22 protein-coding genes are annotated in these 26,668 nt (G+C 50.6%); 12 read left to right on the forward strand and 10 right to left on the reverse strand.

Features of this window, described 5'->3' with window-relative positions; genetic code table 11:
• The first annotated feature begins 110 nt into the window (after positions 1–110).
• Both KEHDKFFH_RS02610 and KEHDKFFH_RS20040 read left to right on the forward strand, forming a co-directional pair.
• Entirely contained in the window at positions 111–929 is an 819-nt protein-coding gene (locus KEHDKFFH_RS02610) for an HNH endonuclease family protein (RefSeq protein WP_104320484.1), read from the forward strand.
• Positions 930–1,762: 833 nt separating this feature from the next.
• Complete coding sequence (locus KEHDKFFH_RS20040) at positions 1,763–2,389, forward strand: hypothetical protein (protein WP_146084188.1); 627 nt, start codon at positions 1,763–1,765, stop codon at positions 2,387–2,389.
• Between the two features lie 18 nt (positions 2,390–2,407).
• On the opposite strand, the gene KEHDKFFH_RS02620 is transcribed toward KEHDKFFH_RS20040, so the two are convergent.
• From KEHDKFFH_RS02620 to KEHDKFFH_RS02630, 3 genes are all read right to left on the reverse strand, one after another.
• The gene (locus KEHDKFFH_RS02620; RefSeq protein ID WP_104320486.1) at positions 2,408–3,685 is read right to left on the reverse strand and encodes a hypothetical protein; all 1,278 of its coding nucleotides are present in this window, start codon (positions 3,683–3,685) and stop codon (positions 2,408–2,410) included.
• A 201-nt stretch (positions 3,686–3,886) separates the two neighbouring features.
• Positions 3,887–4,165: a hypothetical protein gene (locus KEHDKFFH_RS02625; RefSeq protein WP_104320487.1), complete on the reverse strand. Its 279-nt coding sequence runs from the start codon at positions 4,163–4,165 to the stop codon at positions 3,887–3,889.
• 357 nt (positions 4,166–4,522) lie between these two features.
• Positions 4,523–5,449 carry a helix-turn-helix transcriptional regulator gene (locus KEHDKFFH_RS02630; RefSeq protein WP_104320488.1) on the reverse strand — a complete coding sequence of 309 codons (927 nt, stop codon included), beginning with the start codon at positions 5,447–5,449 and terminating at the stop codon, positions 4,523–4,525.
• Between the two features lie 111 nt (positions 5,450–5,560).
• Between KEHDKFFH_RS02630 and KEHDKFFH_RS02635 the strand changes: the two genes are divergently transcribed.
• From KEHDKFFH_RS02635 to KEHDKFFH_RS02670, 8 genes are read left to right on the forward strand one after another with little or no spacing between them, the layout of a single operon-like run.
• On the forward strand, positions 5,561–6,649 hold the full coding sequence (locus tag KEHDKFFH_RS02635) for a CBASS cGAMP-activated phospholipase (protein WP_104320489.1): 1,089 nt from the start codon (positions 5,561–5,563) through the stop codon (positions 6,647–6,649).
• 45 nt (positions 6,650–6,694) lie between these two features.
• On the forward strand, positions 6,695–7,729 hold the full coding sequence (locus tag KEHDKFFH_RS02640; RefSeq protein ID WP_104320490.1) for a cyclic GMP-AMP synthase DncV-like nucleotidyltransferase: 1,035 nt from the start codon (positions 6,695–6,697) through the stop codon (positions 7,727–7,729).
• Positions 7,730–7,737: 8 nt separating this feature from the next.
• Positions 7,738–9,522 carry a ThiF family adenylyltransferase gene (locus KEHDKFFH_RS02645; protein ID WP_104320491.1) on the forward strand — a complete coding sequence of 595 codons (1,785 nt, stop codon included), beginning with the start codon at positions 7,738–7,740 and terminating at the stop codon, positions 9,520–9,522.
• Complete coding sequence (locus KEHDKFFH_RS02650; protein ID WP_158253180.1) at positions 9,519–10,058, forward strand: Mov34/MPN/PAD-1 family protein; 540 nt, start codon at positions 9,519–9,521, stop codon at positions 10,056–10,058. Before KEHDKFFH_RS02645 ends, KEHDKFFH_RS02650 begins: the two co-directional genes overlap by 4 nt.
• Positions 10,059–12,512 (forward strand): type I restriction-modification system subunit M, encoded by a 2,454-nt coding sequence (locus tag KEHDKFFH_RS02655; protein WP_104320493.1) that lies wholly within the window; start codon positions 10,059–10,061, stop codon positions 12,510–12,512.
• Entirely contained in the window at positions 12,506–13,789 is a 1,284-nt protein-coding gene (locus KEHDKFFH_RS02660) for a restriction endonuclease subunit S (protein ID WP_104320494.1), read from the forward strand. The genes KEHDKFFH_RS02655 and KEHDKFFH_RS02660 overlap by 7 nt, the downstream gene beginning before the upstream one ends.
• A 44-nt stretch (positions 13,790–13,833) precedes the next feature.
• A complete protein-coding gene (locus KEHDKFFH_RS02665; RefSeq protein WP_104320495.1) occupies positions 13,834–16,926 on the forward strand; it encodes a type I restriction endonuclease subunit R in 3,093 nt (1,030 codons plus the stop codon).
• Entirely contained in the window at positions 16,913–17,641 is a 729-nt protein-coding gene (locus tag KEHDKFFH_RS02670) for a M48 family metallopeptidase (RefSeq protein WP_104320496.1), read from the forward strand. Before KEHDKFFH_RS02665 ends, KEHDKFFH_RS02670 begins: the two co-directional genes overlap by 14 nt.
• Before the next feature lie 260 nt (positions 17,642–17,901).
• Here the strand turns inward: KEHDKFFH_RS02670 and KEHDKFFH_RS02675 are convergent, their stop codons facing one another.
• The 5 genes from KEHDKFFH_RS02675 to KEHDKFFH_RS02695 form a co-directional block, all read right to left on the reverse strand.
• Positions 17,902–18,288 carry a hypothetical protein gene (locus KEHDKFFH_RS02675; RefSeq protein ID WP_104320497.1) on the reverse strand — a complete coding sequence of 129 codons (387 nt, stop codon included), beginning with the start codon at positions 18,286–18,288 and terminating at the stop codon, positions 17,902–17,904.
• A 1-nt stretch (position 18,289) separates the two neighbouring features.
• Positions 18,290–18,766 (reverse strand): cyclin family protein, encoded by a 477-nt coding sequence (locus KEHDKFFH_RS02680; RefSeq protein WP_104320498.1) that lies wholly within the window; start codon positions 18,764–18,766, stop codon positions 18,290–18,292.
• Positions 18,767–18,880: 114 nt separating this feature from the next.
• Positions 18,881–19,666, reverse strand: a complete 786-nt coding sequence (locus KEHDKFFH_RS02685) for a porin family protein (protein WP_104320499.1) — start codon at positions 19,664–19,666, stop codon at positions 18,881–18,883.
• Positions 19,667–19,676: 10 nt separating this feature from the next.
• Positions 19,677–20,453: a hypothetical protein gene (locus tag KEHDKFFH_RS02690; protein WP_104320500.1), complete on the reverse strand. Its 777-nt coding sequence runs from the start codon at positions 20,451–20,453 to the stop codon at positions 19,677–19,679.
• A gap of 118 nt (positions 20,454–20,571) precedes the next feature.
• Complete coding sequence (locus KEHDKFFH_RS02695; RefSeq protein WP_104320501.1) at positions 20,572–21,531, reverse strand: helix-turn-helix domain-containing protein; 960 nt, start codon at positions 21,529–21,531, stop codon at positions 20,572–20,574.
• A gap of 254 nt (positions 21,532–21,785) precedes the next feature.
• Here KEHDKFFH_RS02695 and KEHDKFFH_RS02700 point away from each other — a divergent pair, with 254 nt between their 5' ends.
• Both KEHDKFFH_RS02700 and KEHDKFFH_RS20475 read left to right on the forward strand, forming a co-directional pair.
• On the forward strand, positions 21,786–24,149 hold the full coding sequence (locus tag KEHDKFFH_RS02700; RefSeq protein ID WP_198412729.1) for a DUF1254 domain-containing protein: 2,364 nt from the start codon (positions 21,786–21,788) through the stop codon (positions 24,147–24,149).
• 124 nt (positions 24,150–24,273) lie between these two features.
• Positions 24,274–24,408: a hypothetical protein gene (locus tag KEHDKFFH_RS20475; RefSeq protein WP_277872173.1), complete on the forward strand. Its 135-nt coding sequence runs from the start codon at positions 24,274–24,276 to the stop codon at positions 24,406–24,408.
• A 13-nt stretch (positions 24,409–24,421) separates the two neighbouring features.
• On the opposite strand, the gene KEHDKFFH_RS02705 is transcribed toward KEHDKFFH_RS20475, so the two are convergent.
• The gene (locus KEHDKFFH_RS02705; protein ID WP_104320502.1) at positions 24,422–24,832 is read right to left on the reverse strand and encodes an ACT domain-containing protein; all 411 of its coding nucleotides are present in this window, start codon (positions 24,830–24,832) and stop codon (positions 24,422–24,424) included.
• Positions 24,833–24,928: 96 nt separating this feature from the next.
• Positions 24,929–26,665 (reverse strand): isocitrate/isopropylmalate family dehydrogenase, encoded by a 1,737-nt coding sequence (locus KEHDKFFH_RS02710; RefSeq protein ID WP_104320503.1) that lies wholly within the window; start codon positions 26,663–26,665, stop codon positions 24,929–24,931.
• Positions 26,666–26,668: the final 3 nt, after the last annotated feature.

The following is a 26,668-nucleotide window of genomic DNA, read 5'->3' on the forward strand; positions in this document are numbered from 1 at the left end:
ATTCACACATCTTTATGTTGGGAGGAGAAAGCTATCGGCTAAAGCAGAAGACCACAAGCTAGACTATGAAAGGTGGGTCAATTTTATTGGCCAAAGGTGGGTCAAAATAAATGGCCATTGACAAGCGCGCTCGGCAATTGCTCAACAGTGATAGAAAGGAAAAGAGACTTTTGAAGTTTAATGCCAGGAATACCGTGCTCTGCTTTCTCGGTGTGTGCTTAATCTCATTTACACAAGGCGTACACAGCAATTCGGTCGTTAAAAAGTCAGGTTCGGGACTCTGCCATCCTCCCGAAAGTCGCTGGTACGAGCGCACGACGGATTTTCAAGACTTTGATTCAGTGGAGAGCTGCCTTAAGTCGGGAGGCCGGTTACCCAAGGGCCTCTCCGAAACTCTGTTATCTGACCTGGGAAAAGATGAACACGCACCCAATGGAGCTGACACTTATGCCAGGGAACGTTTCGGGCACGGCTGGTCCGATACTGATAACGACTGCCAAGACAGTCGCGCTGAGGCACTGATTGAAGCTTCGAGCACGCCCGTTATGTTTGATAGTTCCAATGGCTGCCGAGTCGTGAGAGGGCGCTGGGTGAGCCCCTTCACGGGAGAAGTTATCCAAAATTCTTCTTCAATCGATATAGACCATGTTGTTCCACTCCGATGGGCTTGGGATCATGGCGCGCGAGATTGGCCAGATGGGAAAAGGGAGGCCTTTGCGAATGACCCACGCAATCTTTGGCCTGTTGAAGCCCGCTTGAATCGCAGCAAAGGGGCTAGGGGTCCAACGGAATGGTTACCACCAACGAGCAAATGCCAGTACATTGCAAGGTTTTTGCGCATCACCAAGCTTTATGGTCTCGATTCCACATCACCAGGATCGAACAATCAAAAGGAGGAGCTTCGACGTCTTCTTGAACGCGAGTGTTAGTTCAATGCGTCCCTGAATCCACCTCTTGAGATGTCTGCTAGCTTGCTACAGACGGAAAAATCACTTGAAGCTCGACGTTGAGTTCACAGGGAGTTTTCGGCTTCGGCCTTGATATGGCAAAGCTTCTGATACCGAAGGGGCCAGTTATACGTCAAAATTCAAAACGACGTATAACTCCAGTTGAAACGACGGTAAGAGCTTCGCCAAAAGGATTTCTTCGGGCTCATCAGTTCGCTTCGAATGCATTGTGTGGAGTATTCTTCCCACCTGCTGCGAAACGTACGGGCGATCGGTAACAGCTATAGCTCCAAACCAAATATGCTATGATCGAGGACAAGACAATGACGATAACGGAGAGATGGAAGATGGTTGGTCCAAAGGTTATCTAGTTCAATGGGTTACGCTTGGTTTTCGGAGTGGTCTCCAGATTGCTCTTAGAGGATCGGATGCTGAAAGCCTCTCTAAAATCGACCTAAGTCGTCGGGCTTGCCTAGCTCCCCTCCCAAGGGAAGCGATCAGTCCTTTCGAATCTGGGTACCCCTGAAATCCCACGAATTACCGCTGAACCCGCTGTGCAGCACAACGGCTTGAAGTCTTTCAAGGCAGTCACCTCGATTCTCGATTCAGCAACGCCAAGGCATCCTGATCCTCACCCCTTAAGTCCGCATTCGCATTCTGTAGTCGGCTCGGCATTTGCGCCTGACTTTCTATTGCCCGGCCTGTCAGCTAGTCAATATGTCAGAACTAGTAGAAATTGGATTCTCACCAGAGTGCGAATAACTGCTTAAGTCGGTAAGCTCATTTGTAAATCATTAGACGTGAGAGACGCGAAATTGGGAAACGTATTGGGATTCCTGCCTTGGGCAGTCGACTCCGCATGGTCTTACATCAGTGCACAAGGGCCAGAGTTTGCACTTAGTATTGCCGCCATATCGCTTGCCGTTTGGAACGGACGACAATCATCGCGACATTCAGCTCTTTCAGTTTTGCCAGCCTTTTCTGCATGGGCCGACTATCCACGAGACAAAAATCGTGACTGCGAAATCCGTTTGGCTAATAAAGGTTTTGGGCCCGCCATAATTGAGGACACCATGGTTTTCTTTAACGGGCAGCGCAAAAAAGGATTCCAATTTGAAAGCGTCGAATTAGCGATTGAAGAGGCGTTTGGCAAAGACTTGGAAAATTGCTATCAGGTTGCGACTGGCGAGCGTGGACATGCTATCGGAGTGGGGGAAGAGATACCTCTAGCCGGGTTCACAGTACAACCGGGACTGGTTGATCTTGGCCACAGCGCATTTGGCGACCGGCTCCGTCCAATGACTGTGACAATCAAATATCGAGACATCTATAGCCGCAAATGGGTGTTCATCGTGAGAAACTTCGTTGGCCACACATTGCGGGTCAACAGTCCGAGCTACTTTTTCTGGCAACGGTTCCGTTTTCGGAAGTACCTAGGCTGAAAGTCACTCAAATTCGCGTTAATCACGCGGTTTTTTCGCATCGTAGATCTCCTCGGGCGTCTTCCAAACCCTCAAGACCTCCAATACATTCGGTATCCGCGCCAATGCGCGTGCCGAACGCAAGCGTTCATGGAGTAGTGCTTTGTCTTCTTCGCTGGAGTGGCCAATCGCAGTTTCCAGCTCGTCGAAGAATTCATGGATCCTCTTGAATCGCCCCCATTCCGCAATGATCCCTTCGAGCGCTTCTGTGCTTTCGGTTACAGCCTCCTGCCTGATCTTATTGTCTTGTTCTATTCGCCACTTTTCTCGTTGGCGTGCCCATTCTTCTCGCTCTCGGCGAATTTGTTCCGAGGCCACTGCGAACTCTTCAGAAATCTCGGTCGTCGCTTTCCGTAATTCTCGTGCCACAGTTTTCGCGAACCGCCTTAAATCTTGCGCATCTCGAATTGTCCATTCTTTCTGCCAACTGGTTCTGAGATAAGGGCTGTAAGCTCGCAGACGGAATTGGCCAGATGGCCGGTCTTGTTTGCTGGGCCAGCGAGACGCCATCCATCGCTGTGACTTTTTCAGATCCTTGACGGGAACATACTTTCCGTCCGTGTAAACGACTTCAACTTCGTGACTGTTCTCAATAAGTGTCAGCCCGATGGCAACAGATTCGAGGTAGACGAGAGTGGAGCGACCAGGTGACCAATGGTTTACGTCGTAGCGGTCTTTGCCGTCTTGAGGCCGATCATCAACCTGAGGTCTTTGAAACTGCTTGTTCGAGGCCTCAAGCCTGACCGCCCAACCGCGATTTTCAAATTCCTGGAACAACGTATTTGCGATACACAGTGCCCTATCAAGCTTCTGTTCTGAGGTGATGATATCCACCAAGTTCCACTTGAACGGTTTCAAATATCCGTTGCCGGTCTCACGGCCCCTAAGAAATAGATCCTTCGCGCCTCTTATGAGTGGATGGAGTGACCCATCACGAATTGGGCGAGGGCGCTTGGTTCGACGATTGTGCAGTTTGAATGGCTTTGGCTTAACAACGTTTTTCGTGGGATCGAAGATTCCAGAGCGGCACCAGACCAGATCGTGATCAGGCGAAGGAGCGGGGAGTGGAGGCACCGGCACTTTGTGACCCGCAGCCAATTTGCTCCAATAACCGCGTTCTGGTCGCGGGACATTAAGGCTGGTGCAGACGCGGGCCAAATAGCTGGAGGAGACGCCATATTTTTTCCCGAGCGAAGTCATGGGCTCCCGCCAGACCTGATCATATAGCGTTTCACGACTGACATCGTCCATAGTCATTGTGCAGGTCCGTATTCGGGCAGGTAATCGACAAACTTGGGCAATCGAACTTGCCCCTGGCGTCGAGAAATCAGAAAACAGCTCTTTGAAAATTTCAAAATGAAAACGGGAGTCTCGGCACTCACCCGGTCAGAGAGTTAGAGGAGAGCTGGATTGTATTGAGTGCCGCACTGCATCGTTCACGAACTCTTGGTGGAGCTTTTATTCGTTTTCACACGCAACGATTTTGAAACCATGATCAAGTAGCCTTTCATTTAGCTCAGCGGTTCCGCTCTCGAAAGCCTCTTTAGCAGCACATTCGGCCGCGAATGCCACTTTTTGTTGCCTTCCGACTCGATTCAATAATGTTTTAATGTCGCTCCACTCAGAAACATAATTGGCACTTATTTCGGAAAGGTTTAGCTCAAGAAAGACGGTGTCGCCATCAATGTCTCTCTCGATGTCGATATCCTGCTCATGCTTGTATTTTGCATCTACCATATTTCGTTGTCCCTGTAAGATTAATTTTTTTGAAACAGTCGTATAGAAGGTTAAATAAAAAGTCGAGTCAAAGCACCAACCATTGTGCAGATCTACCCGGTAATCATTTCTAGCCCAAGAGAGCCTGAAACATTTCGGTCAATTCTGCAAAAGCCTGCCCCCTGCCTGAGATGCTGCTTTTCCCAGTGGCGGCGAAAATCAGACCAAATTTAATTCGCTATCGTCGAGCTGGCTCACCGAGAATTCCGTCCTCACGGGGTAAACTTGAGACCTTCTTCGCAGCTTTATTGCTGGTGAGCACGTCTTCGACTTATCAAAATCCGAAGAATTAGCGTTCGAAGCAACGCTCTCAAGGATTTATTTGGTGGTACCGGCGTCACTTGGGCTTTGATACCCTGGTGCTAAAAAAGCATTCTTCACACCGTACAGCGCAAGAGGGTCTTTCAAACAGAGCATATACTCTGGACCGGTAAGGCTGTGGTCGGGGGAGCAATCCACTTGCCAGTGCCGCAGTATATAGCCCGCATTCGCAGCCCGAACTCTCACGTGTTTCACGCCATTCGTCATTCCGAAGTCACGCTCAATAATATCCGGTGATTTCTGCGCTGGGTGAGGAATCAGGTCTATATCTACAATTCGGTTCCACTGATCATCAGCCTGCATAGTCTCGTGCCGCTCAATCTCCGACTTCTCGACCACTTCAGTCCCCTCCATCCGCGTAAATACGAAATCGCGGAACTCCCCGGATTTTCTATCGAAGGCCCGGGCGTGCCAGCGCAATCCGTCATTTACCATGGCGAATGGCACGATCTCTCGCTGTGAAAGGCCGCTCGAATGGGAATGGTAGCTTAGAGCAATTACTTGCCGCCTGTGAATTGCTCGGGTAACGGGTGCGAGCACGTCAAGGTCAGGCTTATTCAACGCGGTTGGTAGTTCGCAGCGGATGAGTGCTTCTCCAGCAGGATTCGCACCATCCCCGAACCCCTGGGACAAAGCAGTCAACACTCGTTCTGGGATGTGAGGAAAGCTTGGCTTGAAGGATGGGCCAGTCACATACGTCTTTTCTCTTCCATCAAAATTGATGTTACCGGGAAAGTATTCTCGATAAAGGCCAAGGTCCCTGGTCGCCATGGCAGGGGCTATGCCGAAGCGTTTCATTAGATTTTGACGACCGATGTCACCAAGAAAGTAAAGGCGAAGGTCGATGTAAGAAAGTCGCTCAATTTGCTTTTGAGTCAACTCGGAAAATGCATCGGGCTGAAGTTCATTCTTTGAATTTTTCATCCATTCATTGTGCCACGTTACCGGAGGCGGTGAAATCGTTTTTTATCGCTTGCCATAATCATTATGATTAGGTAACGTGATCAATAGTTGATCAATGCGTGGAGGGCAGAGATGCGACCATACAGAGTCCTATCAATTGATGGCGGTGGCATTCGCGGCATATACAGTGCCGTACTTTTGGATGGCCTTGCTAAACGGATAGCTGATGCCAATGGTGCTCCGACAGAAAGGCTGGATGTTGGAAAAGCTTTTGACCTAGTTGTGGGCACCAGCACTGGTGCGCTGTTATCTACAGCCCTTGCCTCGGGGGTGGCACTAGAAGACGTCATAAAACTCTACAAAGAGCAGGCTACCCGCATTTTCTCGAATCCTACTCCGCCAAGTAATCTAAGGATGAAGTTTTACAAATGGATAGGTGGGTGTCTCGGCAAACCTGCAAATAGCTCAGACGCACTCCAAGAAGCGTTACTCAGCGTTTGGGGGAACGAAACCGTCGCAGAGATGTACCAGAGGCGAGGCATTTCACTCTGCATTCCCTCCATCAATGCAGAAACACATCAGGCATGGGTTTGGAAGACACCGCATGACACTCGCGAGAATCGGCTACAACGAGACAATAATTACCGGTTGGTCGATGTTTGCATGTCCTCTGCGGCTGCGCCACTGATCCTCCCAATTCATGGAGTGGAAAAACCTAAGGACGCCGCAAGGCATGTTAACTGGTTTGTGGATGGCGGACTCTGGGCCAACAATCCAATTATGGTGGCATTGGTTGAGGCATTGAGTTTCGCGCCGGAAGATGCCCCGATTGAGATAATTTCTGTCAGCACTTGCCCACCATTCAAAGCGCCAAGGGTCGATTCGACCTCTTGTAATCGCGGATTAATGGGTTGGTCTGGCGGTATTGGCATGATGGAAATGGCTCTGGATTCTCAATCCGGTGCATATGACTACATGGCGAAAGCCCTATCCACCAGTTTGGCGGGCAGGGTGAAATATGTCCGTCTCTCAGACCCTCCTGTTAGCACGGAAATTGCCAGCGAATTGAGGATGGATAACCCGTCCGAGAAAAATATCAGCGCCCTAGTAGGGCTTGCCCATCAAGCAATCGACCTGAATATCAGTGAAGCAACCACAGGAGATAAGAGTAAGGCACTCTGCGCACAGGTTTTTTCAAATTTGCAGGCAGTTGCGGGTTAGAAGCGCCCGTTTTAGACGCCGGTAATCCGAGTGAGGTGACTGAATATGTTCGACAGCTCAAACCAGATATCGAAGTACCACAACGACCAGGTCAACCTACCGAAAGCTGAGCGGGACAAGATGCGTTCGCGTCGCGACGCGAATCGGAAACGACTGAAGAAGGGGTTGGCTAAAAATCAGAAGCCTTCACCCGTTGGTTGTCATTCCCAGGGTTCTTACGCCATGTGGACCATGGTGCAGGACGCAAACTGCGACTTTGACATCGACGATGGCGTGTATTTTGAAAAGGCTGATCTCGTTGGTCGCAATGGAGGAGTGATGACGGCCCTTCAGGTACGCCAGATGGTCTGCGATGCTTTGGGGACAGAAAATAATTTTTCCCGCTCGCCAGAGCTTCTGAAAAACTGTGTCCGCGTTTATTACAAGGAAGGGCACCATGTGGATGTGCCCGCCTACCGCCGCATCGCGACCGAAGACTTCTTGAGCGGAGAGACGACCTATGAATATGAGCTGGCCAGTGCTGACTGGAAAAGTTCAGACCCCCGAGCGGTCACCCGATGGTTCACACAGGTAAACCAAGAGCTGAGCCCAGACCCCAATTCGAACGGCGGGCAGTTCCGTCGGGTCGTTCGGTTGTTAAAGAAATTTGCTCGCAGCAGGCCATCATGGAAGTCCACTATGGCCTCGGGGTTTATGCTCACGAAATTAGCCCAAGAGGAATTTCGGCCCTCGGAGGGACGGGACGACAAAGCGTTGCGTAACACAATGAAGGCAATTTCGAACCGCTTGGCCTTCAATGAAACCGTCAATCATCCAATTCTTTCAGGGGAAACCCTGACAAACGATAACGACGGGCGTCCGGCCTTCATCAAAAAATGCCTCGATGAAAATTTAGCGCACCTTGCCGTTCTCGATGATCGGGACTGCACCCATAAGCAAGCAATGAAGGCTTGGGACAAAGTTTTTAAATCAGACTGGTTCATCCACCAACCCGAATCCGGGGAGGCTGTTCGAAAGGCTTCCGTTTTCGGGGTTCCAACAGAGGCGGTGGATAAACGCGGTGGTGGGCGGTTCGCCTGAGATGCCCTATGAATCTTATTGAGAAGCGGCATACAACGGCAACATCCGAAATTGATGAGTGGCTTCAAGGATTGGAGCTACCCGTGGCACGTCTCGCTCAATCGGCTCTATCTCGCTTAGGCTTTGGTCGGTTCAGCGAGGGCTGGTCCATGCCGCTACCGATTGATGGTGGCGGCTCGATGCTCCTATTGCTCGACAGCCGTTTTCCATATTCTGTTCCTCGAATCGCCGTTTTAGAACGCGATGACATTTTGCTTTGGCCACATGTCGAGCACAACGGACTCCTCTGCATCGCAGGTGACAACGCAAACGTTGCGACATGCCAGCCACTTGAGATAGTTCGGAACACCCTGTGCGAGGCTGAAACCTTGCTTCAACAAAACGAACGCGGGGAACTCGAAGATGACTATTTGATCGATTTTCATGCATATTGGCGCAGGAACATCGATGCATCAGAATCCACGATTTATTCGATTACCGACCACCTGGATCAGAGTCGAATCGTCAGTGCCTGGCATGGAAAGAGCGGGTACTGGGTAGGAGAGACACCGGGTGACCTTCTGGGCTGGTTCAAGAACCGAAATGGAGAGCCGCCAGAGGGAAAAACGAAACCAGCTGGGTTAATAAAGTTAATTCGCTTACCCGAGCCTGCGGAATACCCTACGACGGTCGTGCAACTCCGTCATATGCTCGCTCATTTATCCCATGGTGGCCTGAGTGTTCTTGATCAGCTGCTACAGCAGGAGCCACAGCGCGTGGTTGTGTTGCTAGAAGGTTTAACGGCAACAGATGAGAAAGCCTCTGCTGGCCTAATCATCCAGGGGGCGAGTAACCCTCGAAGCAAGTCCAACCGCGTGAGAGCACCTCTTTCAAAAGGGTTCCGACCTGGCCGTGTTCCAGGGAAAATTCTTGCCACTCGGTATAGCTTGAGGCGAGCGCCGGTTACAGCATTGGATTCCAGTCGTAGTCGTATGGATCCGTCTATCATTTCCGTGATTGCCTCGAAAAAAGTGGCCATTATTGGCTGCGGGTCCGTGGGTTCTTCAGTGGCGCGAATACTCGTCCAAAGTGGCGTAAACAATTTGGTCTTGGTCGACCCAGAGCGACTCGGCTGGGAAAATATCGGAAGGCATGAGCTTGGTGCTCAATATGTCGGAAATAGCAAAGCTGAAGCCCTGGAAAAGCACCTCCGTAGAAACCTACCCCACGTAAAAGACATCCGCGCTGTGAACAAAGATCTCGTCAGGGCTATTTCTGAGGATTCGCGGTTATTCGCGGGCTGTGACCTCATTATATCAGCCACAGCAGACTGGAATTCTGAAAGCGCCCTGAACGACTTGCAGATCGAGGGTGAGATTCATTGCCCGATCATCTACTCTTGGCTCGAAGAAAAAGCAGCTGCTGCCCACGCTCTTGTCGTTTTTAGGGAGAATCGTGGTTGCTTTGCATGTGGGTTTGGGTCAACGGGAAAAGCCAAGGTGTCCGTCACCCGATGGCGCGAGGCTAAGGCAGACCTCCAATGTGGCGGAGGTGTCAGTGTTTATGGGAGCGCGGAACTCGCCAATGCTCACGCGCTCACGTCCTCATTGTCGATTGATGTGTTGACGAGTAAGGTCTCGGAGACAATAAGGCGAGCGTGGATTTCGGGGGAAGATACTCTTTTTCGGTATGGTGGCTCCTGGAATCAAGACTGGCTATCCGAGCATGGTGAGCCAGAGAAGTATGGTCGAGCAGTTGAAACCGATTGGGATGCAAACTGGGAATGTGTCAGTTGTCGAAAGAGAAAAGGATGATCTACCGATTCAAAATCCATAACATCATCCTGACCGTCGAATTATCCGATTCGGTGCTTGCCCACTTCAACCAACATGCTCAACACTCAGACGCATCCCCGGAAGCTGGGGGGCAACTCTTCGCTAACATTACCGAGGAGGGATGTCACTGGTTCGTTTCAAGTGCCACCGGGCCAAGACCCAGTGATCACCGATCACGGTTCTTCTTTAACCCTGATCGGCGAATTGAGCGGCGTGAAATAAAGGATGAATATGAACAAGGCAAGCACTACGTCGGTGATTGGCACACTCACCCTCAGCAGTCTCCGCAGCCCTCCGCAAGTGATACCCGAAGCATGGGAGAAATATTTGAAAAATCGATCCATCAACTGCCTGGCATTTTAATGATCATTGTTGGCACCCATCCACCGCCCGACGGGGTCTGGGTTTCTATGCACAGCAGTCTAGGAATGGCGCTACCTCTACCATCGTTGTCCGTTCCGGATTCGAACCAAGCACTACCAAAGACCGAAGTACCTAGAGCAAGCGAGAACTAAATGGCAATTAAGAAGACTGATCTGTATTCCTCTCTCTGGGCCAGTTGCGACGAATTGCGCGGCGGTATGGACGCATCCCAGTACAAGAACTATATCCTGACACTGCTCTTCGTTAAGTATGTTTCGGACAAATACGCTGGCAAGAAGCATGGCGCGATTGTCGTTCCTGAAGGCGGCTCGTTTGCGGATATGGTTGCACAGAAGGGGAAGGCGGACATTGGCGATCAGCTCAATAAGATCATCGGTAAGCTGGCCACCGAAAATGACATGGCCTGGCTCTCCAACCCTGAAAACGACTTCAATAATGAAGATCGCTTGGGCAAGGGCAAGGCCATGGTCGACACGCTCTCTTCACTGGTCGGGATATTTGAGAATTTAAGCCTGGGTAAAAATCGCGCAGACGGCGATGACCTGCTGGGCGATGCCTACGAATTCCTTATGCGCCACTTTGCGACCGAATCAGGAAAGAGCAAAGGGCAATTTTATACACCATCTGAAGTCTCTCGCATTCTCGCCAGCGTCCTTGGAATCGACAAAGATACCCGCCAGGACGAGACTGCTTATGACCCGACATGCGGTTCTGGTTCCTTGCTTTTAAAAGTCAACGACCAAGCGCCGAACGGGCTTACGCTCTATGGTCAGGAAAAAGACAACGCGACCGCCGCACTGGCAAAGATGAACATGATCTTGCATGACTGCCCCTCAGCAGATATCTGGCAAGATGACACACTGGCTGAGCCTCATTGGCTTCAAGATGATGGCAATCTGAAGACGTTCGATTATGCCGTAGCCAACCCACCTTTTTCGTCCAAGTCTTGGAGCAGCGGAATAACCATCTCCCAAGATCAATTCAATCGCTTTGAATATGGAGAGCCGCCTGAAAAAAACGGGGATTACGCCTTCTTGCTCCATATCATCAAGTCGTTAAATAGCGCGGGCAAGGGTGCAGTGATCCTGCCGCACGGTGTCCTGTTCCGTGGGAACGCCGAAGCCGATATCCGCCGTAATATCATCCGCCAAGGCTATATTCAGGGCATCATCGGCCTACCAGCAAACCTGTTTTATGGGACTGGCATTCCTGCCTGCATCATCGTCATTGACAAAGCTGGCGCAAAGGCCGAGCGCCCGATTTTTATGATCGACGCCTCCAAGGGCTTCATGAAGGATGGCAACAAGAACCGCCTTCGCTCTCAGGACATCCACAAAATCATCGATGTCTTTAATAAAGGGCTGGTAATTGACCGTTACTCCCGATTGGTGCCCTATGACGAAATAGTCGGAAAGAACGAGTTTAACCTCAACATCCCGCGCTACATTGATTCCAGCGAGCCAGAGGATATTCACGATCTGGATGCGCATCTTAATGGCGGTATCCCTAATCCTGATATTGATGCGTTGCAGGAATACTGGGATGTTTTCCCGACCTTGCGCAGCACTCTTTTTGAAGAAGGTACGCGCGAGGGCTACTCAGAGCCTTTGGTCGAGGAGCGTGAGGTAAAGGCGACTATCCTTTGCCATAACGAATTTGAGAGTTTTAAAGCTGGATGCCTGGAGCTTCTGGAGGGTTGGAAGGACGCCCATCAAGATAGGCTAATGTCGATAGATGTTGGCACAAGCCCGAAAGAGCTTATCTTTGATATCTCTGAAGATTTGCTCACCCGCTTTGGCGACGCCCGGTTACTTTCAAAATATAACGTTTATCAGATCCTGATGGATTACTGGGCCGAAATAATGCAGGACGACGTCTATATGCTGTCCCAAGACGGCTGGAAAGCCGCCAATGTTGTGCGTCAGCTCGTGCCCGTAAAGGATAAGAAGGGGAAGTCCGTCTACAAGGAAGATCATGATTTTGAGTTTGGTAGCGCCAAGATTAAGAAGCGTTATCGTAGCGATATTGTTAGGCCGAAGCTCATCATTGATCGCTATTTTTCGGAACAGCAGGCAGCGCTGAATGATCTGGAAGCCGCTCAGGATGAAGCCACACAGACGCTGGAGGCCTTTATCGAAGACAACAGCGGCGAAGATGGCCTGATTGAAGATGCCAAGAACGATAAAGGAAAGGTCACGCAGAAGGGCATTAAGGATCGATTAAAAGAGAGCACCGATGATGAAGAGATTGCAGCTCTCAAGGAGTGCATTGAACTCGTCACAGCCGAATCTAAAGCCAAGTCTGAGGCAAAAGCCGCAAAAGAGGCACTGGATGATTTGGTCTTCAAGAAAATCCCGACCATTCCCGAAGATGGGCTAAAAGATATCGTCGTTAACGAAAAATGGTATGCACGCGTTGAAGAACATGTCGTCGAAGAAATCGAACGAGTTACGCAGAGCCTTGCCAACCGGGTAAAAACGCTGGAACAGCGGTATTCCAAAACTCTGCCGTCACTGAGCGATGATGTCTCAAAATACACTGATCGTGTCGAAGCTCACCTGAAGAAAATGGGGTTGTCATGGTGAGGAAAGGCTATAAACAGACCGAGGTCGGAGAGATTCCAGAAGACTGGGATGTAAAATCAGTGTCTGATTTTGTCGCACTATTGGAGTCTGGTGTAAGCGTTAACTCAGTTGAGGTTGGGGATATTTCAGGCTCTGAGTGCATTCTGAAAACTTCATGTGTTTTTAAAGGCGAGTTCAAGCCAGAAGAAGCAAAGGCGATTGCTAAAAGGGATATTCAGCGTGCTAAAACGACTGCAAAAAAGAATGCAATTATTGTAAGTCGAATGAATACGCCAGAACTTGTTGGAGAGGTGGGGCTGGTTCCTGATGATTTCAATAACTTATTCCTTCCCGACCGGTTGTGGCAGACAAAATACCAGAGGGGAGTTAATGTTTCTCCTCTATGGCTTTCCAAGTGTATTTCATACCCACCAATCGCGAAGAAGCTAAAGGATAACGCGACTGGTACTAGCAACAGTATGAAGAATATTTCAAAAAATACATTCCTTGAGCTAAAAGTTCCGGCACCAAAATACTGTGAACAGGAAAGAATTGGTCAAGCGCTCAATGATGTAGATGTGTTAATTAAAAATTTGGAGGAGCTAATCGCGAAAAAGTGGGATATAAAAAATGCCATGATGCAACAGCTTCTTACAGGTAAAAAGCGCCTTCCAGGATTCCTCGGGGAGTGGTCAAAAATTAGTATGGAAAAGGATGCCGAGCTTAATGCGAGAATAGGCTGGCAGGCTTTGACTACGAAAGAGTACTTGGATTCAGGTGATTACTTTTTGGTAACCGGTACAGATTTTATTAAGGGGCGGATTAATTGGAATTCTTGCCATTTTGTTGATGAATGGAGATATAGTCAAGACAGGAAAATTCAACTGAAAGAAGGAGACGTCCTTTTAACTAAAGACGGAACCATAGGTAAAGTTGGGTATGTAGATGAATTGAGTTTTCCAGCAACGTTAAATAGTGGTGTTTTTGTTATTCGACCACGTAATGATAATTTTCATCCGTTATTTTTGTTTTATATTTTGATGTCCCGCGTTTTTGACGATTTTCTTTCAAAAATTACGGCAGGGTCAACCATAACACATTTGTATCAAAAAGATTTTGTTACATTCGACTTTTATGCACCATATTTAGATGAGCAAAGGGAAATATCAAAAGTACTTTTTAATATCGATAAAGATATCGAAGCTCATGAAACCAAGTTAGGAAAGGTAAGGGCGTTGAAGGAAGGTATGATGCAAGAGCTTCTGACGGGAAGAACACGCATTGTTGATGAGCCTTAAATGATGAGGTAGCCGAAGAAGAGCGAATGCAAGGGACTTAACTTATGAGTGATGTGGGACAAAGGGAAAGAGAAACTCAAAACCGGATCGTGAAGCTGTTTCATGAGCAGCTTGATTATGAGTATCTCGGTGATTGGCACGACCGCGAGGAGCTTAATAGCAACATCGACGTCGGGTTGCTTGAGGGATGGCTTCAAGGTCGCGGCATCAATGACACATTGATAAAGCGGGCATTGCGGGAACTGGAACAAGCAGCGGCGCTTGGTGACGGGCGGCATCTTTATGATGCAAATAGGGATGTCTACTCACTTCTACGTTATGGCGTGAAAGTGAAAGAAGGTGCAGGAGAGCAATACAGCACCGTTTGGCTTATTGACTGGGAGACGCCGTTTGCCAATGACTTTGCCATCGCTGAAGAGGTTTCGATTAAGGGTGAGAATAAAAAGCGCCCTGATGTTGTTCTTTACGTTAATGGTATCGCTCTCGGAGTGATCGAGCTAAAGCGCTCGTCCGTTTCTGTTGGCGAGGGTATCCGGCAGAACCTGGACAACCAGAAAAAGGCCTTTATCCGGAATTTTTTTACCACTATGCAGCTTGTCATGGCGGGTAACGATACGGAAGGGCTTCGCTATGGAACAATAGAAACCCCAGAAAAGCATTATTACCGTTGGAAGGATGAGGTAGAGAACGGTTTCGACCACTCTCTCGACTTTCATCTCTCCAGAATGTGCTCGAAAGAGCGTTTTCTCGAAATCATTCACGACTTTATTGTATTTGATTCGGGCGTAAAAAAGACCTGCCGCCATAACCAATTTTTTGGAACCAATGCGGCACATAAGTTTGTGCAGGACCGCAAAGGCGGCATTATTTGGCATACGCAGGGTTCAGGTAAAAGCCTCACAATGGTCTGGCTTGCCAAGTGGATACGCGAAAACATTGCAGATGCCCGTGTTCTTGTAGTTACTGATCGCACAGAGCTTGACGACCAAATTGAGAAGGTCTTCACAGGTGTTCAGGAAAAAATCTATCGCACCAAGGACGGAGCAGGACTCATTAGTGCTCTGAATGCCACAACCCCATGGCTGATTTGTTCTTTGGTACACAAATTTGGCCGCCAATCGGAAGAAGGTGATTCCCAGGCGACCGAAGACTACATCAAAGAATTACAGGACAATCTGCCGTCTGATTTTAGTGCCAAAGGCAATATCTTTGTATTCGTGGATGAATGTCACCGAACACAATCCGGCAAACTCCACGAGGCCATGAAGTCAATTCTGCCTAACGCTGTTTTTATTGGCTTCACAGGCACGCCACTACTGAAGGAAGAAAAGAAGCGCAGCATCGAAGTCTTCGGTCCGTTTATTCATACCTATAAATTCGATGAAGCTGTCGATGATGGTGTTGTCCTCGACCTTCGTTATGAGGCACGGGACATTGACCAGTATGTCATCTCTCAAAAGAAGATTGATCAATGGTTCGAGCTTAAAACCAAGGGATTGTCTGATATGGCGCGTGCCCAGCTGAAGCTGAAATGGGGCACGATGCAAAAAGTCCTTTCTTCCCAGGACAGGCTGGAACAGATCGTCAACGATATCCTTATGGATATGGAGACTAAGCCCAGGCTTATGGATGGTCGCGGCAACGCGATGTTGGTGTGCGCGAGTATTTATCAGGCCTGCAAGGTCTATGAACTATTCCAGAAGACTGATTTTGCAGGAAAGTGCGCGATTGTCACGAGCTATCACCCGTCGCCTGCGGATATCAAAGGCGAGGAGAGTGGGGCGGGTTTGACCGAGCGAATTCACCAATATGAAATTTACCGCAAGATGCTCGCAGATTACTTCGAACAGCCCGAAGACGAGGCTATGGGAAAGGTCGAAGAGTTTGAAAAGAGGGTGAAGAAAACGTTCATCGACGAGCCAGGTCAAATGCGCCTTTTGATTGTGGTCGATAAATTGCTCACCGGCTTTGATGCGCCGTCCGCTTCCTACCTCTACATCGATAAGCAAATGAGAGATCATGGCTTGTTCCAGGCGATCTGCCGAGTCAACAGAATTGATGGCGAGGACAAGGATTACGGCTATATCATCGATTACAAAGACCTGTTCCATCGCTTGGAGGGTGCGATTGGTGACTACACCAATGGCGCTTTTGATGGGTATGAGTCTAAAGATGTGGCGGGCTTGCTCTCTGATCGTCTGCAAAAAGGTAAGGAAAAGCTCGATGAGTGCCTTGAGAGTGTAAAAGCTCTTTGTGAAGCGGTGCTTGAGCCCAAGGGGCAAAAAGAATACCGGAATTACTTTTGTGGCGATGTTGCTAAGCCGGAAGAACTGCGCGCCAACGAGCCAAAGCGCTTGTCACTATATAACGGGGTAGCAAAGCTCCTTCGGGCCTATGCCAATCTTGCCAATGAACTAGAAGATGCCGGGTACACGGCAGACCAGGCTAAAGAGATTAAGAGTGAAGTTGAACACTTCAACAAGGTACGGGAAGAGATCAAGCTGGCAAGCGGCGATTATATCGACATGAAGAAGTATGAGCCTGCAATGCGCCATCTTCTTGATACCTATATAAGAGCAGAAGACAGCGAGGTGGTCGCCGACTTCGAAGAACTAGGCCTCATTGACCTAATCGTCAAAAAAGGTTTGGCAGGCCTTGATGATATGCCTGCTTCTATGAAGGCCGATGAAGAAAACATGGCCGAGACCATCGAAAACAACATGCGCAAAGTCATTATTGACGAACAGGCTGTTAATCCAGCCTATTATGAGCGTATGTCTGAATTATTGGACGCACTGATTGAAGAGCGACGTCAGCAGGCCATTGGCTACAAAGAGTACCTAGAAAAGGTCAAAGAGCTATCATTACAAGTTGTGAATGCGGGCGGTATCGATTCGGACGCATACCCCAAATCGATAAACACGCCTGCCAAAAAAGCGCTTTTCGATAACCTCAGTCAGGATGAAAGTCTGGTTTTACGCATTGATACAGCGGTGCGCCACACCAAAAAAGCCGATTGGATTGGTAACCGCATCAAAGAGCGTGAGGTAGCGGGCGCAATCAGCCAGGAGCTTGCCAACGACAGCCGTCTAGAAGAAATTGTGGAACTGGTGAAAAGCCAATATGAGTACCGATAAACGCGTTATCATGGTCTCGGATATTCCAGTAGAGGTTGTTCGAAAGAACATTAAAAACCTTCACCTCGGTGTGTATCCTCCTGAAGGCGTGGTGCGCATTTCCGTTCCATCCCACGTCTCAGATGACAGCGCTCGCTTGGCTGTAATTTCGCGCTTGGCCTGGATTAAGCGTCAGCAGGATCAATTCAGAAAGCAGCCCAGGCAAACACAACGTTGCTACGTTACCGGTGAAAGTCACTATTTCAGGGGGCGTCGCTACATTCTCGATGTTGTCGAACGCACAGGTCCTCACCTTGTCGAACTTCGCTCCAATGCCAAGCTCAAGTTGGTCGTTAATCCGGGCACATCCGAGAAAGGGAGACACTTAGCGATGGATCGCTGGTACCGACACGAGATGAGGGCGGAGGTCAATGCCTTGTTGGAAAAATGGTTACCAAAGATAGGCAAGCCTTTGCGCGATTGGGGTATCAAGCGTATGAAAACCAAGTGGGGCAGTTGCAATACTTCGGCAGCAAGGGTCTGGCTAAATCTTGAACTGATAAAGAAATCCCCAGAGTGCCTGGAGTATATATTGGTTCACGAACTTGCTCATCTGCACGAACGCCATCACAACGACCGCTTTGTCCAGATTCTGGACCAGCTGCTTCCAAGCTGGAGGCGAAGCAGGGATATTCTCAAGAGTGAGCCTCTTGCTCACGAGGATTGGACTTACTGACAGGTTAGTATGTTATTCAGGGATCTACTTCGCATTTTCACAGCCAAAAACTGACCCGCTGGTCGCCAACTGTGCCAACTCAAAGCGTTAGGGGACTTTCCTCTAAATTGTATATTTCCAGCGCCAAGCTTTTTCTACAAGGGCGAGTCTGAGCGGCTCCTCCGTCCGGATATCCTATTTAACATAATATACATTATGCGCAGCTGTATGTGGGATTATGTTTTGGTTTTCGGCTGGTGGATGCCCACACAAAGTGCTACTTATTCGGTCGTTTGCGCAACCGCTGCTGCCCACTCATCTTCTGTCATGTGATCACGGATAACGAATCGGCGATCGAGCGCAAGGGATTGAGCTGCTTCCCACTCGTCATTCAACAGATCAAGTTCCGCCTGCAGGTCAGCAGGACCAGCGTCGTGATCTTTATATAATTCGGTCAAAACCTTGCCGGATTTAGCAAACGTTTTGTCGAATTGCTTCAATTCATCCCGGAGGGCCGCTACCTCCTGCATAACGACTTCGGCCCTGGCCGGTTCGGTGATGGCCTGCTGTGCGAGCCTTTCGAAGCTCTTGAGCATGTCCTGGGTCAGGATCGCGCCGGATGCGTTGGGACCACCCAGAAAAAAAGCAACTATGATTGCCACCAGCATCTTACTGGCCTCCCGCCTGATAACTCATGGTTCTTGGGTTAAGTTCCTTCAACTCAAACTTCGCCAGCTTTCCCCACTCTTTTGCCGTAACAGTTGCCTTCATCTTGCCCATCAACGCCAGGAACTCGGATTGGGCGGCGCGGCGTTCCGCGTTGTATTTCTGAATGAGAGTTTCCAGGGTTTCGCGTTCGGTTGAATAATCCCGGCTCAAAGTCTTCAGTCTTTTCGAATAGTGTTGCACTGCAGTGGCGTGCTGGCTGATTAACTGTTCCCTTTCAGCTGCTAAAGCCGCAAACTTTTCAGCCCTCGCCGGGTTATCTATTTCGTCGGCAATCAAATTCTGGAAATCGGCACGAGTTTCCGCGCGCTGCTTTTCCAGCTCCTCTGGACTCGAGTCTTTCGATTTGCTGGCGCAGCCGATAAAGGTTGATGTTGCGATACTGGCAACGAACACGATAAAAATCGGATTAAGTTTCATTTGTTTATCCGGGTTTTCGGCCTTTGTATGTCTGATCTTTGACCAGTTATGGTTGTTCCGCTATCAGTTCTGCGCAACATATAGTTTTTCAGGTCGGCACCCGATGTGGCTATTTCAGAAGCTGATACCCAGCCCCAGATAGGGACCGCTTGCTGTCATGTCCCAGGTAGTTCCGTCGTCTTCGTAGTCCCAATAAAGCTGGCGATACCCCGCCTTGGCATTGAAATTACTGGAAAACTCCCAGTTTGCACCAACCATGAATTGATACGTCAGATCGGAACCGCCACCCCCGACATCCGCATAGCCCAGCAAGGACCACTGCTTGTTAAGTGGGTGGAGTGCACGCACACCAACCACCGCATCAGTCCAGCTATCCGACTCGCTGGCGCTTGTGACCCCACCGGGGAAAACAATGGCTGGATTCGTCGCAAGGACAACTCTGGCCTCAGTATCGAGCTTCGTGATTCTCAGTGCCCCGACCATATCGATAGCGGTGGTATTGTCCAGAACCCGGTAAGCAACTGATCCCTGGTAGACATACAGCTTGCTTGTCACGTTTAACGCGCCATCGACAGTCACCTGACCGAAGGGCCCGCTTACACTTTTTGAGCCCTCATCAGACAACTTCATGTAAACCGCTTCCAGGCCAAAGGTCCAAGGACCTTTGCTGGCTGTAAAAAGCCCCATAAAACCTGAATCGAGGTCGTCCACGATGTCACTGAAAGAAGCATCCACATCACTGGTGACGCCCCGGATACCAACCCTTCCGTCCATAGCGGCTGCGAACACGTAAGGCGTGGCTTCAAATTGCCAGCCGTCACTCTCAGCCGAGGAAGCCATTTGGCTCAGGCCGCAGGCCAGGACGACCAGCGGAATTGAAATAAACCCAATCAAGCGCATGGGCCCTCCCCTAAAAGTAGAATTTGAGGTAGGCCAGCGCACCATCGTACTGCCAGTTCAAGTCTCCCTGGAAACTTCTTTTTGAGACAGCAACGTCGAGTTCTACAGCATTAATACCAACACCAATCGCGATGACTTCAGTCAAGCTGAAATCGAGACCGACAAAGACGTCGTAAAGCGATCCTTCATAATCACCGTAGTCGACTGCAAAAATTTCGCCGCTCCCGCGCAGCGCCCACCTGTCAGCAAACCGGTACTCTCCGCGCAAACCGATAACGGGCAAGGGTGCTGTAAGGTCGTTCGATTCGACACTGCCGACCGATGATGCTGATAAAGTCGCCTTCATGTCGGCTACATAGAGACCCACAGTTGCACCAAGAAAACTGCGATCGCGTTTGAGGAACATCCAGGTGTATGCAGCTTTATAGATCGAGAGGTCAAGATCGGTATTTACAGTGCTGCTGATGGGATACGTTGTATCCTCCCAGACTATTTCCCTTTCAATCTGTTTCGAGGATGAGCGAGAAAGATCGAATACGCTGAAGTCGAATCGATGTTTCTCTGCGAATCTCCAATAGCCGTCCACGCGAAAAACCGTATCCGATTTCTTGAGTCCAAGGTCGTCTTCCAAGTCTATGTCCGTTCCACGGCCAGACTCCCCGTCAACTCTCGTCTGACTTTCGCGATCCGTAAAAAATGCGCCGACACTAATACTGAATCTTGGGTCTTCTTTAGCGATCGCCGTGCTCGTGATCATCAGCAACACAAAAAGCCAGGTGGCTCGCATGTTATCCCCTCCCCTGTGATTCCTTTCTTTCAGTATTCCTCTGAACGCATCCGCTTGCTATCAAGAAAACGCATGGAGCCGATTTGCGGGAAGAAGATGGGGCGGAGGCTTACAGTTGCTATCGGGTCGCCCGAGCAAGCGTCTGGCTCGGGCACTCACCAAAGGCTTTCTTGTACTGGGTGGCAAACAGGCTCAGGTGGCTGAAGCCCAACCTGAGCGCTTCATTTGTGACTGTGGTTTGGCCACCTGACGCCTTTAGCCTGCTGCGTACATGGTGAAGCCGCATCAGGCGTAGATAGCGGGACGGGCTCGTTCCAAAGGCATCCGCGAAGGCGTACTCCAGGTATCGACGGCTAACACGCATTGCAACGCACAAGTCATCGATGCTCACCGGCTCTTCGGTTCTCTCGCGCATATAACGCTCGGCCCGCTTCGCGACAATGAAATGCCCCCAGGCCTGAGAAATGACTTTCGCCGGAGGGACATCCATCGCGCTCAGAACGGCACCCAGCATATTGCGGAGATCGGTCACCAACCACTCTTCCGCCGGGCTAGCCAACGGACTCTCCGTTAGTCGAAATACGTTTGAGATGGCCTGTCTCAGCTCCGCTAGCGTTTCGGGGGCGGGACGGGTCGTGATACAGGAAGCCACCCGGGGTATGTTCGTTCGAGAAGTGGATTGTTCGATTGCATCGATCCACTCGGGAGGAATGATTAGAGATGTCCACCCGTACATTGCCGAAACATAGCCGCTAAGCTCCTTGCCAGGTGGGAACAGTAACAATTGCGAGTCATCGACGTGATTGCCGTTCCAGGTAGCCTGAGCGCCTCTTGCGAGGGCGCCAATGCTGAATCGCCCAGGGTCCAGTTCGCCCATCACACGGATCGGCAGGTTGACCGCACCGACGTCGATTGAAAGGTCGCCCAGTGACATCTGATCAAGCGCGACGTGGAGATTGCCAGACTTCAGTTGGATAAATTCGAGGTTGGAACCACTGATGGCATGGTTAACCTCGTCCAGATCATGAAACACCGGAGGCTGGTAGTGATTCCCTGAAATACCACGTGTCACGTCCATGGACCGCTCCCTGCGATTTCTTGATAGACCCTGTTTGAGCTTATGCCAGCTGCCACCTCACCGCAAGAAACCCCTCAATAATAAATCCAGCGCATATCGTTCTCCTTCTTACCTACCGCAGCCCCAAGTCCACCGTGTCTTGCGCATAACTGATAGCGCCTGAAAGACGCACCGGTGATGCTAAGGAACGAGCTTTAAACAAGTCACCGGTTCGCACATGCGACAAAAATGGACATCAAGCAGGAGCAATTGCTGTGAAAACATCCCTTCACACCACGTTCAGACTCACCATTGCGAGCGTGTTTGCGCTGGCCATGCTGCCGGCCGGGGCTGCCAGCGCTGCTGCGCCCGCTGTGACGCCAGCGGAAGCCCGCGCCATCGCCAAGGAGGCGTATATCTACGGCTATCCCATGGTGGACGGCTACCGCATCCAATACGGCTACTTCGTTGACAAGACCGACCCCGAATACAAGGGACAGTGGAATGAGATTCACAACATCCCGCGCGTTTACACCCCGGAGGATAAGGCCGTCCAGACGCCCAACTCCGACACTCCGTATTCCTTTCTCGGTGCAGACCTCCGGGCTGAACCGCTCGTTCTGACGGTCCCGGAAATTCCAGAAGATCGCTATTATTCGATTCAGTTCATCGACGCCTATACATTCAACTTTGCCTATGCCGGCAGCCGAACCACCGGTAACGAAGCGGGTAGCATCATGCTGGCTGGCCCGAATTGGGAGGGCGAGAAGCCGCCGGGAATCAAGGAGGTGATCCAGTCAGAGACCGAGATAAACACCCTTATCTACCGCACCCAGCTTTTCGATCCGACCGACCTCGACAACGTGAAGAGAATCCAGTCGGAGTACAAGGTGCAGCCTTTGAGCCAGTTCCTCGGCCAGCCCGCGCCCACCCCCGCACCGGCCATCGACTTCATCAAGCCGATCAGCCAGGAAGAGCAGAAAAGCTCTCTCGAGGTGTTCAATATCCTGAATTTTGTCCTTCAATTCAGTCCGACTGTTCCGTCCGAGAAGGAACTCATGGAGAGGTTCGCCAAGATTGGCATCGGCGCCGGAAAGACTTTTGATCCCACAAAGCTTTCCCCTGAAATGAAGAAAGCCTTCGAGGAAGGCATCGGCGACGCCTGGAAAGAATTTGCGGGCGGCGCAAAGTTATTGGCGGAAGGTAAAATTACCGCCGGCGATGTCTTTGGTACGCGCGCATCCATGAAAAACAATTACTTCTATCGCTGGCTCGCAACCATTGGCATCTGGGGGAATTCAAAACAGGAAGCGATGTACCCTATTTATTTTACTGACGCTAGCGGCGAAAAGCTCAACGGCACTAACCGATATACTCTTCATTTCCCGAAGGGCCAACTGCCACCCGCGAATGCGTTCTGGTCGCTCACCATGTATCAGTTGCCTGAGAGCTTGCTGGTGGCCAATCCTATCGACCGCTACCTCATCAATTCGCCGATGCTGCAGAACCTGAAAATGGATACCGATGGCGGCCTCACGCTCTACATCCAGCACGAGTCACCCGGCAAGGATCTGGAGTCAAACTGGCTTCCTGCACCCAAGGGACCATTCTCAGCTTATCTGCGCATCTACTGGCCGGCAGAAGCAGCCCTGGACGGCTCCTGGACGGCTCCGAAACTGGAAATGGTGAAACAGGACAGCGAAAAGGTGACCGTCGACAACTTCGTTCGCGCTGAAGCGGATACCTACTTCAAGCGTTATGAAGCTGTCGGCGGATTTGGAAAAATGGTCCATATACGTCAGCCGACGCCATTGGATAAACAAGATGTTATTCGCATGAATCAAGACACCCTCTATTCTATCGGGATCTTTGATTTAACAACCCCACTCACTATTACCAAACCAGAAACAGACCGCTGGCAATCAATGTTGCTCATCAATCAGGATCACTCGATTCTGCCTGCGATCTATGAACCGGGCACTTATACGTTCACACAGGAGCAAATCGGGACCCGTTATCTGGCGGTGGTTTTCCGGACTCTTGTGAATGCGAACGACCCCGATGACATCCTGCAGGCGAACGCTTTGCAGGATCAGATAACGGTGCAACAGGCAGACGCGGGCGCGTTGGAGGTCCCTGACTGGGACGAAGAGTCACTGGGTAGAGTACGTGACGCGCTCAATGTCCTGTCTGCCACTCTCAGCGACACGTCTGTCATGTTTGGGGAAAAAGACAAACTCAATCCGATCCACCATCTTCTTGGAACGGCGTTTGGCTTCGGGGGCAACCCGAAGAAGGACGCAATGTACATCAACGTCTACCCCGAGCAAAACGACGGCTCAGTGAACCACAGACTGTCTGTCAAAGACGTCCCTGTTGATGGATTTTTTTCAATTACTGTCTACAACAAGGACGGCTTCATGGAAGCGAACGACCTCGGGATCAATTCGATCAACAACTTGACGGCGATACCTGATCCAAACGGAGGGGTTACAGTATTCTTTGGTGGTTGCGACGACGGTCGGGTGAACTGCATACCAATTACCGATGGGTGGAATTACCTCGTGCGCCTCTATCAACCGGGGCAGGCTCTCCTCGACGGCAGTTGGTCATTTCCGGATCCGACACCTGTGAACTAGGGGTATTTGCATACGAGCAGTAATGGTTTCTGCATACGCCAGGGTCGGAGTTTTCTTCGTATACTAACTATAAGCTTGAATGCGATACCGAGAACCGACTTAAACCACTGGAGGTTTAAAACCTATGAATGTTATCCCTGTGATTACCCTGTTTGGCGGTTTGGCGGCATTCTTCACTCTGGCCATTTCGCTCAGATATGCCGCCGGCAAAACTCAGATGATTCAGAAGCAGAAGGACAACCAACTCACTGGCTCTTAAGAGTCAGTAGCGGTCAGCCATCTGGATTGCTTGCGAGTTCCTTGAGCGCCCTCATAGCCTCATCGGTGCGATCGCTGGGCACAAACATGTGGTCGTGATAGAACCCTGCGATAACGTTGGTGGTAATGCCCCGCTCTGCCAGCAGGCTTGTTACCACCGATGTCAGCCCCAGAGCTTCCAGACTGGAATGGCCCTCAAGGGTGATGCGACGGAAAATTCTGTAGTAGTCCAGGCCCTCCGCTTTGGCCTCCTCAAGAGGAATTACCAGAGTAAGGCCTTCCAGTTCGGCAATGCTGACAATGGGCTTGAGGTGTTCCAGATCGCCATACTTTGCCTTTGGCACAGTGCAGTAAACGTACGTCGTCTCATCCAGTGTTGGCGAGAGCTGCTTGATCAAATCCTTCAGGAACTGTGTTCGCATCATTTTGACTGTCCTTAGGCCGAGAGTCGTTAGAATTCATTGAGGAAGTTTGGCAGCGCTGATTTTCAAACAAATCCTCTCTTTAAAATAGCAAACAGATCACTGGAGCGCCTTTTCCACGGCTTCCAGAAAACCGATCATATCCACCACCTGTTCAGAATCCGGATCAACGGTTTTACCCTTCAGATCGGCAGTAACAATGCCCCGATCGACCGTATCGGTTAACGCGGCCTTCAATTGGATGGCGTATTGACTGAGCGGCTCGTTACCCTCTCTTTCACCGAGAGTTTCCAGGGCGTTGGCCAGCGCGAAAATCAACGCCGACGGGTTGAAATGGGCGACTTTCCCGTCGCTCTCCAGGTACTTTAGATACAAGTCATGAGCCGTGCCATGGGGCGCCTCGAACAGCATGGTGCCGTCCTTGCTCTCGATGATCGAACTGGCGGTCGCCAGGCTGCCACCGAGTGCCGCTGAAATATCCGAGAAGATGTCGCCATCCAGGTTCTGGGAGGGATAAAGTGCGTTTCTGGGTGGGTCGGTGATCATCTTCTTGAGCTGGCTCGAGGGCCGCATGATCATGAACGAGGGCGGCGGCGTGTGTTCGCTGGCCAGTTCCCGGCGCACTTCGGTAATTACGTCGCTGTAGACTTCATCGTACTCCATGTACTCGCGCTTGAGGCCGAAATACACCTCTTTGTCCTTGCGGGAGGCGTCCCGGAAAACCTGCAGAACCCAGTCCTTGATGGCTTCCCGGTCGTTGGACATTAGCAACATGGGGTCGCCTTTCCTGACCCGGCGGGCATGCTTTTCGTCACCGTCGACAATCACCTTGAGGATGCCATCCTCTTTCGCCGCCATGTTGAAGCTACCGTACTGGTCACCGCCACCGGCACTCATGCGTGATATGGACACGTGGGCACCCCGGCCCGGAATGCCAAACTCGCGAAGCTGATTTACCAGCTTGAGCAGTTTGCGCCCGGTGGTGTTGTCCGGCACACCCCAAAGTGCGCGCTCCGGCGGATTGGAGACAATGCGCGCCGCCTGGGCATCAATCAGCTCATAGTAATAATTGAGCCCCAGATCCTCGATCTGCTTCTTGTAGTCGCTGTGATAGATGTCCTCGATCACCGAGCGCATGGCGCCGTCGTAGCCGGGAATCACGGTGTCTTTCAGGCCCAGGTACACATCGCGTTTTTCTGCGATGGCCCGCTGGAAAAAACGGTGGGCCCAGGCTTTAACATCCTCGATGTCGTTGGTTGCCAGCAGCCAGGGATCGCCCTTGCGGATTTCTCGCCGGTGAAGCTCTACCGGGTCGCCACTGCTACCTACAAACATCAGTTTGACCACACCGGTTGCCATGGACAGCTGGTTAAAGCTGTCCTTGATGCCACCAAATTCCATGGTATCCACTTCAATATCGCGCCCTACCCACTCCGGCCGGCGGATATTGAGGTTGCGGAACTTGATGTCTTCCCGGGTAATGTTGCCGCTGATGCCCTTGCGGATCGCGCCGTTAGGGGACTTGGTCGCCAGCGGATGCAGGTTGTTGCCATCCACATTCGGGTGCTTGCGGAGCAAGTCCTCCAGTTGCTGCCGGTTCACCGTCATACCAGCGTTCTTCACCCCCACGCCGTGGCGCTGGAGCGAATCGATTGCATCGATAACCACCTGGCCATTGGTCAGCAGACGGTTTTCCGCGGACAGATCGATCTCCTCAAGCTGAATATCAAGCCGTGAGCTCACGAATTTCTTGAGAATATGCTCGAACGCAACCTGCGCCATTTCGTCACCATGAAGGATAACGAGAGGCGAGGTCACACTGATTCTGCTGTCCATGGG

The organism is Marinobacter maroccanus (assembly GCF_002933275.1).
GTDB lineage: Bacteria > Pseudomonadota > Gammaproteobacteria > Pseudomonadales > Oleiphilaceae > Marinobacter > Marinobacter maroccanus.

Coding starts and splice junctions, on each gene's coding strand:
- KEHDKFFH_RS02610 (WP_104320484.1), top strand. CDS start 111: ATGGCCATTGACAAGCGCGCTCGGCAATTGCTCAACAGTGATAGAAAG.
- KEHDKFFH_RS02620 (WP_104320486.1), bottom strand. CDS start 3,685: ATGACTATGGACGATGTCAGTCGTGAAACGCTATATGATCAGGTCTGG.
- KEHDKFFH_RS02625 (WP_104320487.1), bottom strand. CDS start 4,165: ATGGTAGATGCAAAATACAAGCATGAGCAGGATATCGACATCGAGAGA.
- KEHDKFFH_RS02630 (WP_104320488.1), bottom strand. CDS start 5,449: ATGAAAAATTCAAAGAATGAACTTCAGCCCGATGCATTTTCCGAGTTG.
- KEHDKFFH_RS02635 (WP_104320489.1), top strand. CDS start 5,561: ATGCGACCATACAGAGTCCTATCAATTGATGGCGGTGGCATTCGCGGC.
- KEHDKFFH_RS02640 (WP_104320490.1), top strand. CDS start 6,695: ATGTTCGACAGCTCAAACCAGATATCGAAGTACCACAACGACCAGGTC.
- KEHDKFFH_RS02645 (WP_104320491.1), top strand. CDS start 7,738: ATGAATCTTATTGAGAAGCGGCATACAACGGCAACATCCGAAATTGAT.
- KEHDKFFH_RS02650 (WP_158253180.1), top strand. CDS start 9,519: ATGATCTACCGATTCAAAATCCATAACATCATCCTGACCGTCGAATTA.
- KEHDKFFH_RS02655 (WP_104320493.1), top strand. CDS start 10,059: ATGGCAATTAAGAAGACTGATCTGTATTCCTCTCTCTGGGCCAGTTGC.
- KEHDKFFH_RS02660 (WP_104320494.1), top strand. CDS start 12,506: ATGGTGAGGAAAGGCTATAAACAGACCGAGGTCGGAGAGATTCCAGAA.
- KEHDKFFH_RS02665 (WP_104320495.1), top strand. CDS start 13,834: ATGAGTGATGTGGGACAAAGGGAAAGAGAAACTCAAAACCGGATCGTG.
- KEHDKFFH_RS02670 (WP_104320496.1), top strand. CDS start 16,913: ATGAGTACCGATAAACGCGTTATCATGGTCTCGGATATTCCAGTAGAG.
- KEHDKFFH_RS02675 (WP_104320497.1), bottom strand. CDS start 18,288: ATGCTGGTGGCAATCATAGTTGCTTTTTTTCTGGGTGGTCCCAACGCA.
- KEHDKFFH_RS02680 (WP_104320498.1), bottom strand. CDS start 18,766: ATGAAACTTAATCCGATTTTTATCGTGTTCGTTGCCAGTATCGCAACA.
- KEHDKFFH_RS02685 (WP_104320499.1), bottom strand. CDS start 19,666: ATGCGCTTGATTGGGTTTATTTCAATTCCGCTGGTCGTCCTGGCCTGC.
- KEHDKFFH_RS02690 (WP_104320500.1), bottom strand. CDS start 20,453: ATGCGAGCCACCTGGCTTTTTGTGTTGCTGATGATCACGAGCACGGCG.
- KEHDKFFH_RS02695 (WP_104320501.1), bottom strand. CDS start 21,531: ATGGACGTGACACGTGGTATTTCAGGGAATCACTACCAGCCTCCGGTG.
- KEHDKFFH_RS20475 (WP_277872173.1), top strand. CDS start 24,274: ATGAATGTTATCCCTGTGATTACCCTGTTTGGCGGTTTGGCGGCATTC.
- KEHDKFFH_RS02705 (WP_104320502.1), bottom strand. CDS start 24,832: ATGATGCGAACACAGTTCCTGAAGGATTTGATCAAGCAGCTCTCGCCA.
- KEHDKFFH_RS02710 (WP_104320503.1), bottom strand. CDS start 26,665: ATGGACAGCAGAATCAGTGTGACCTCGCCTCTCGTTATCCTTCATGGT.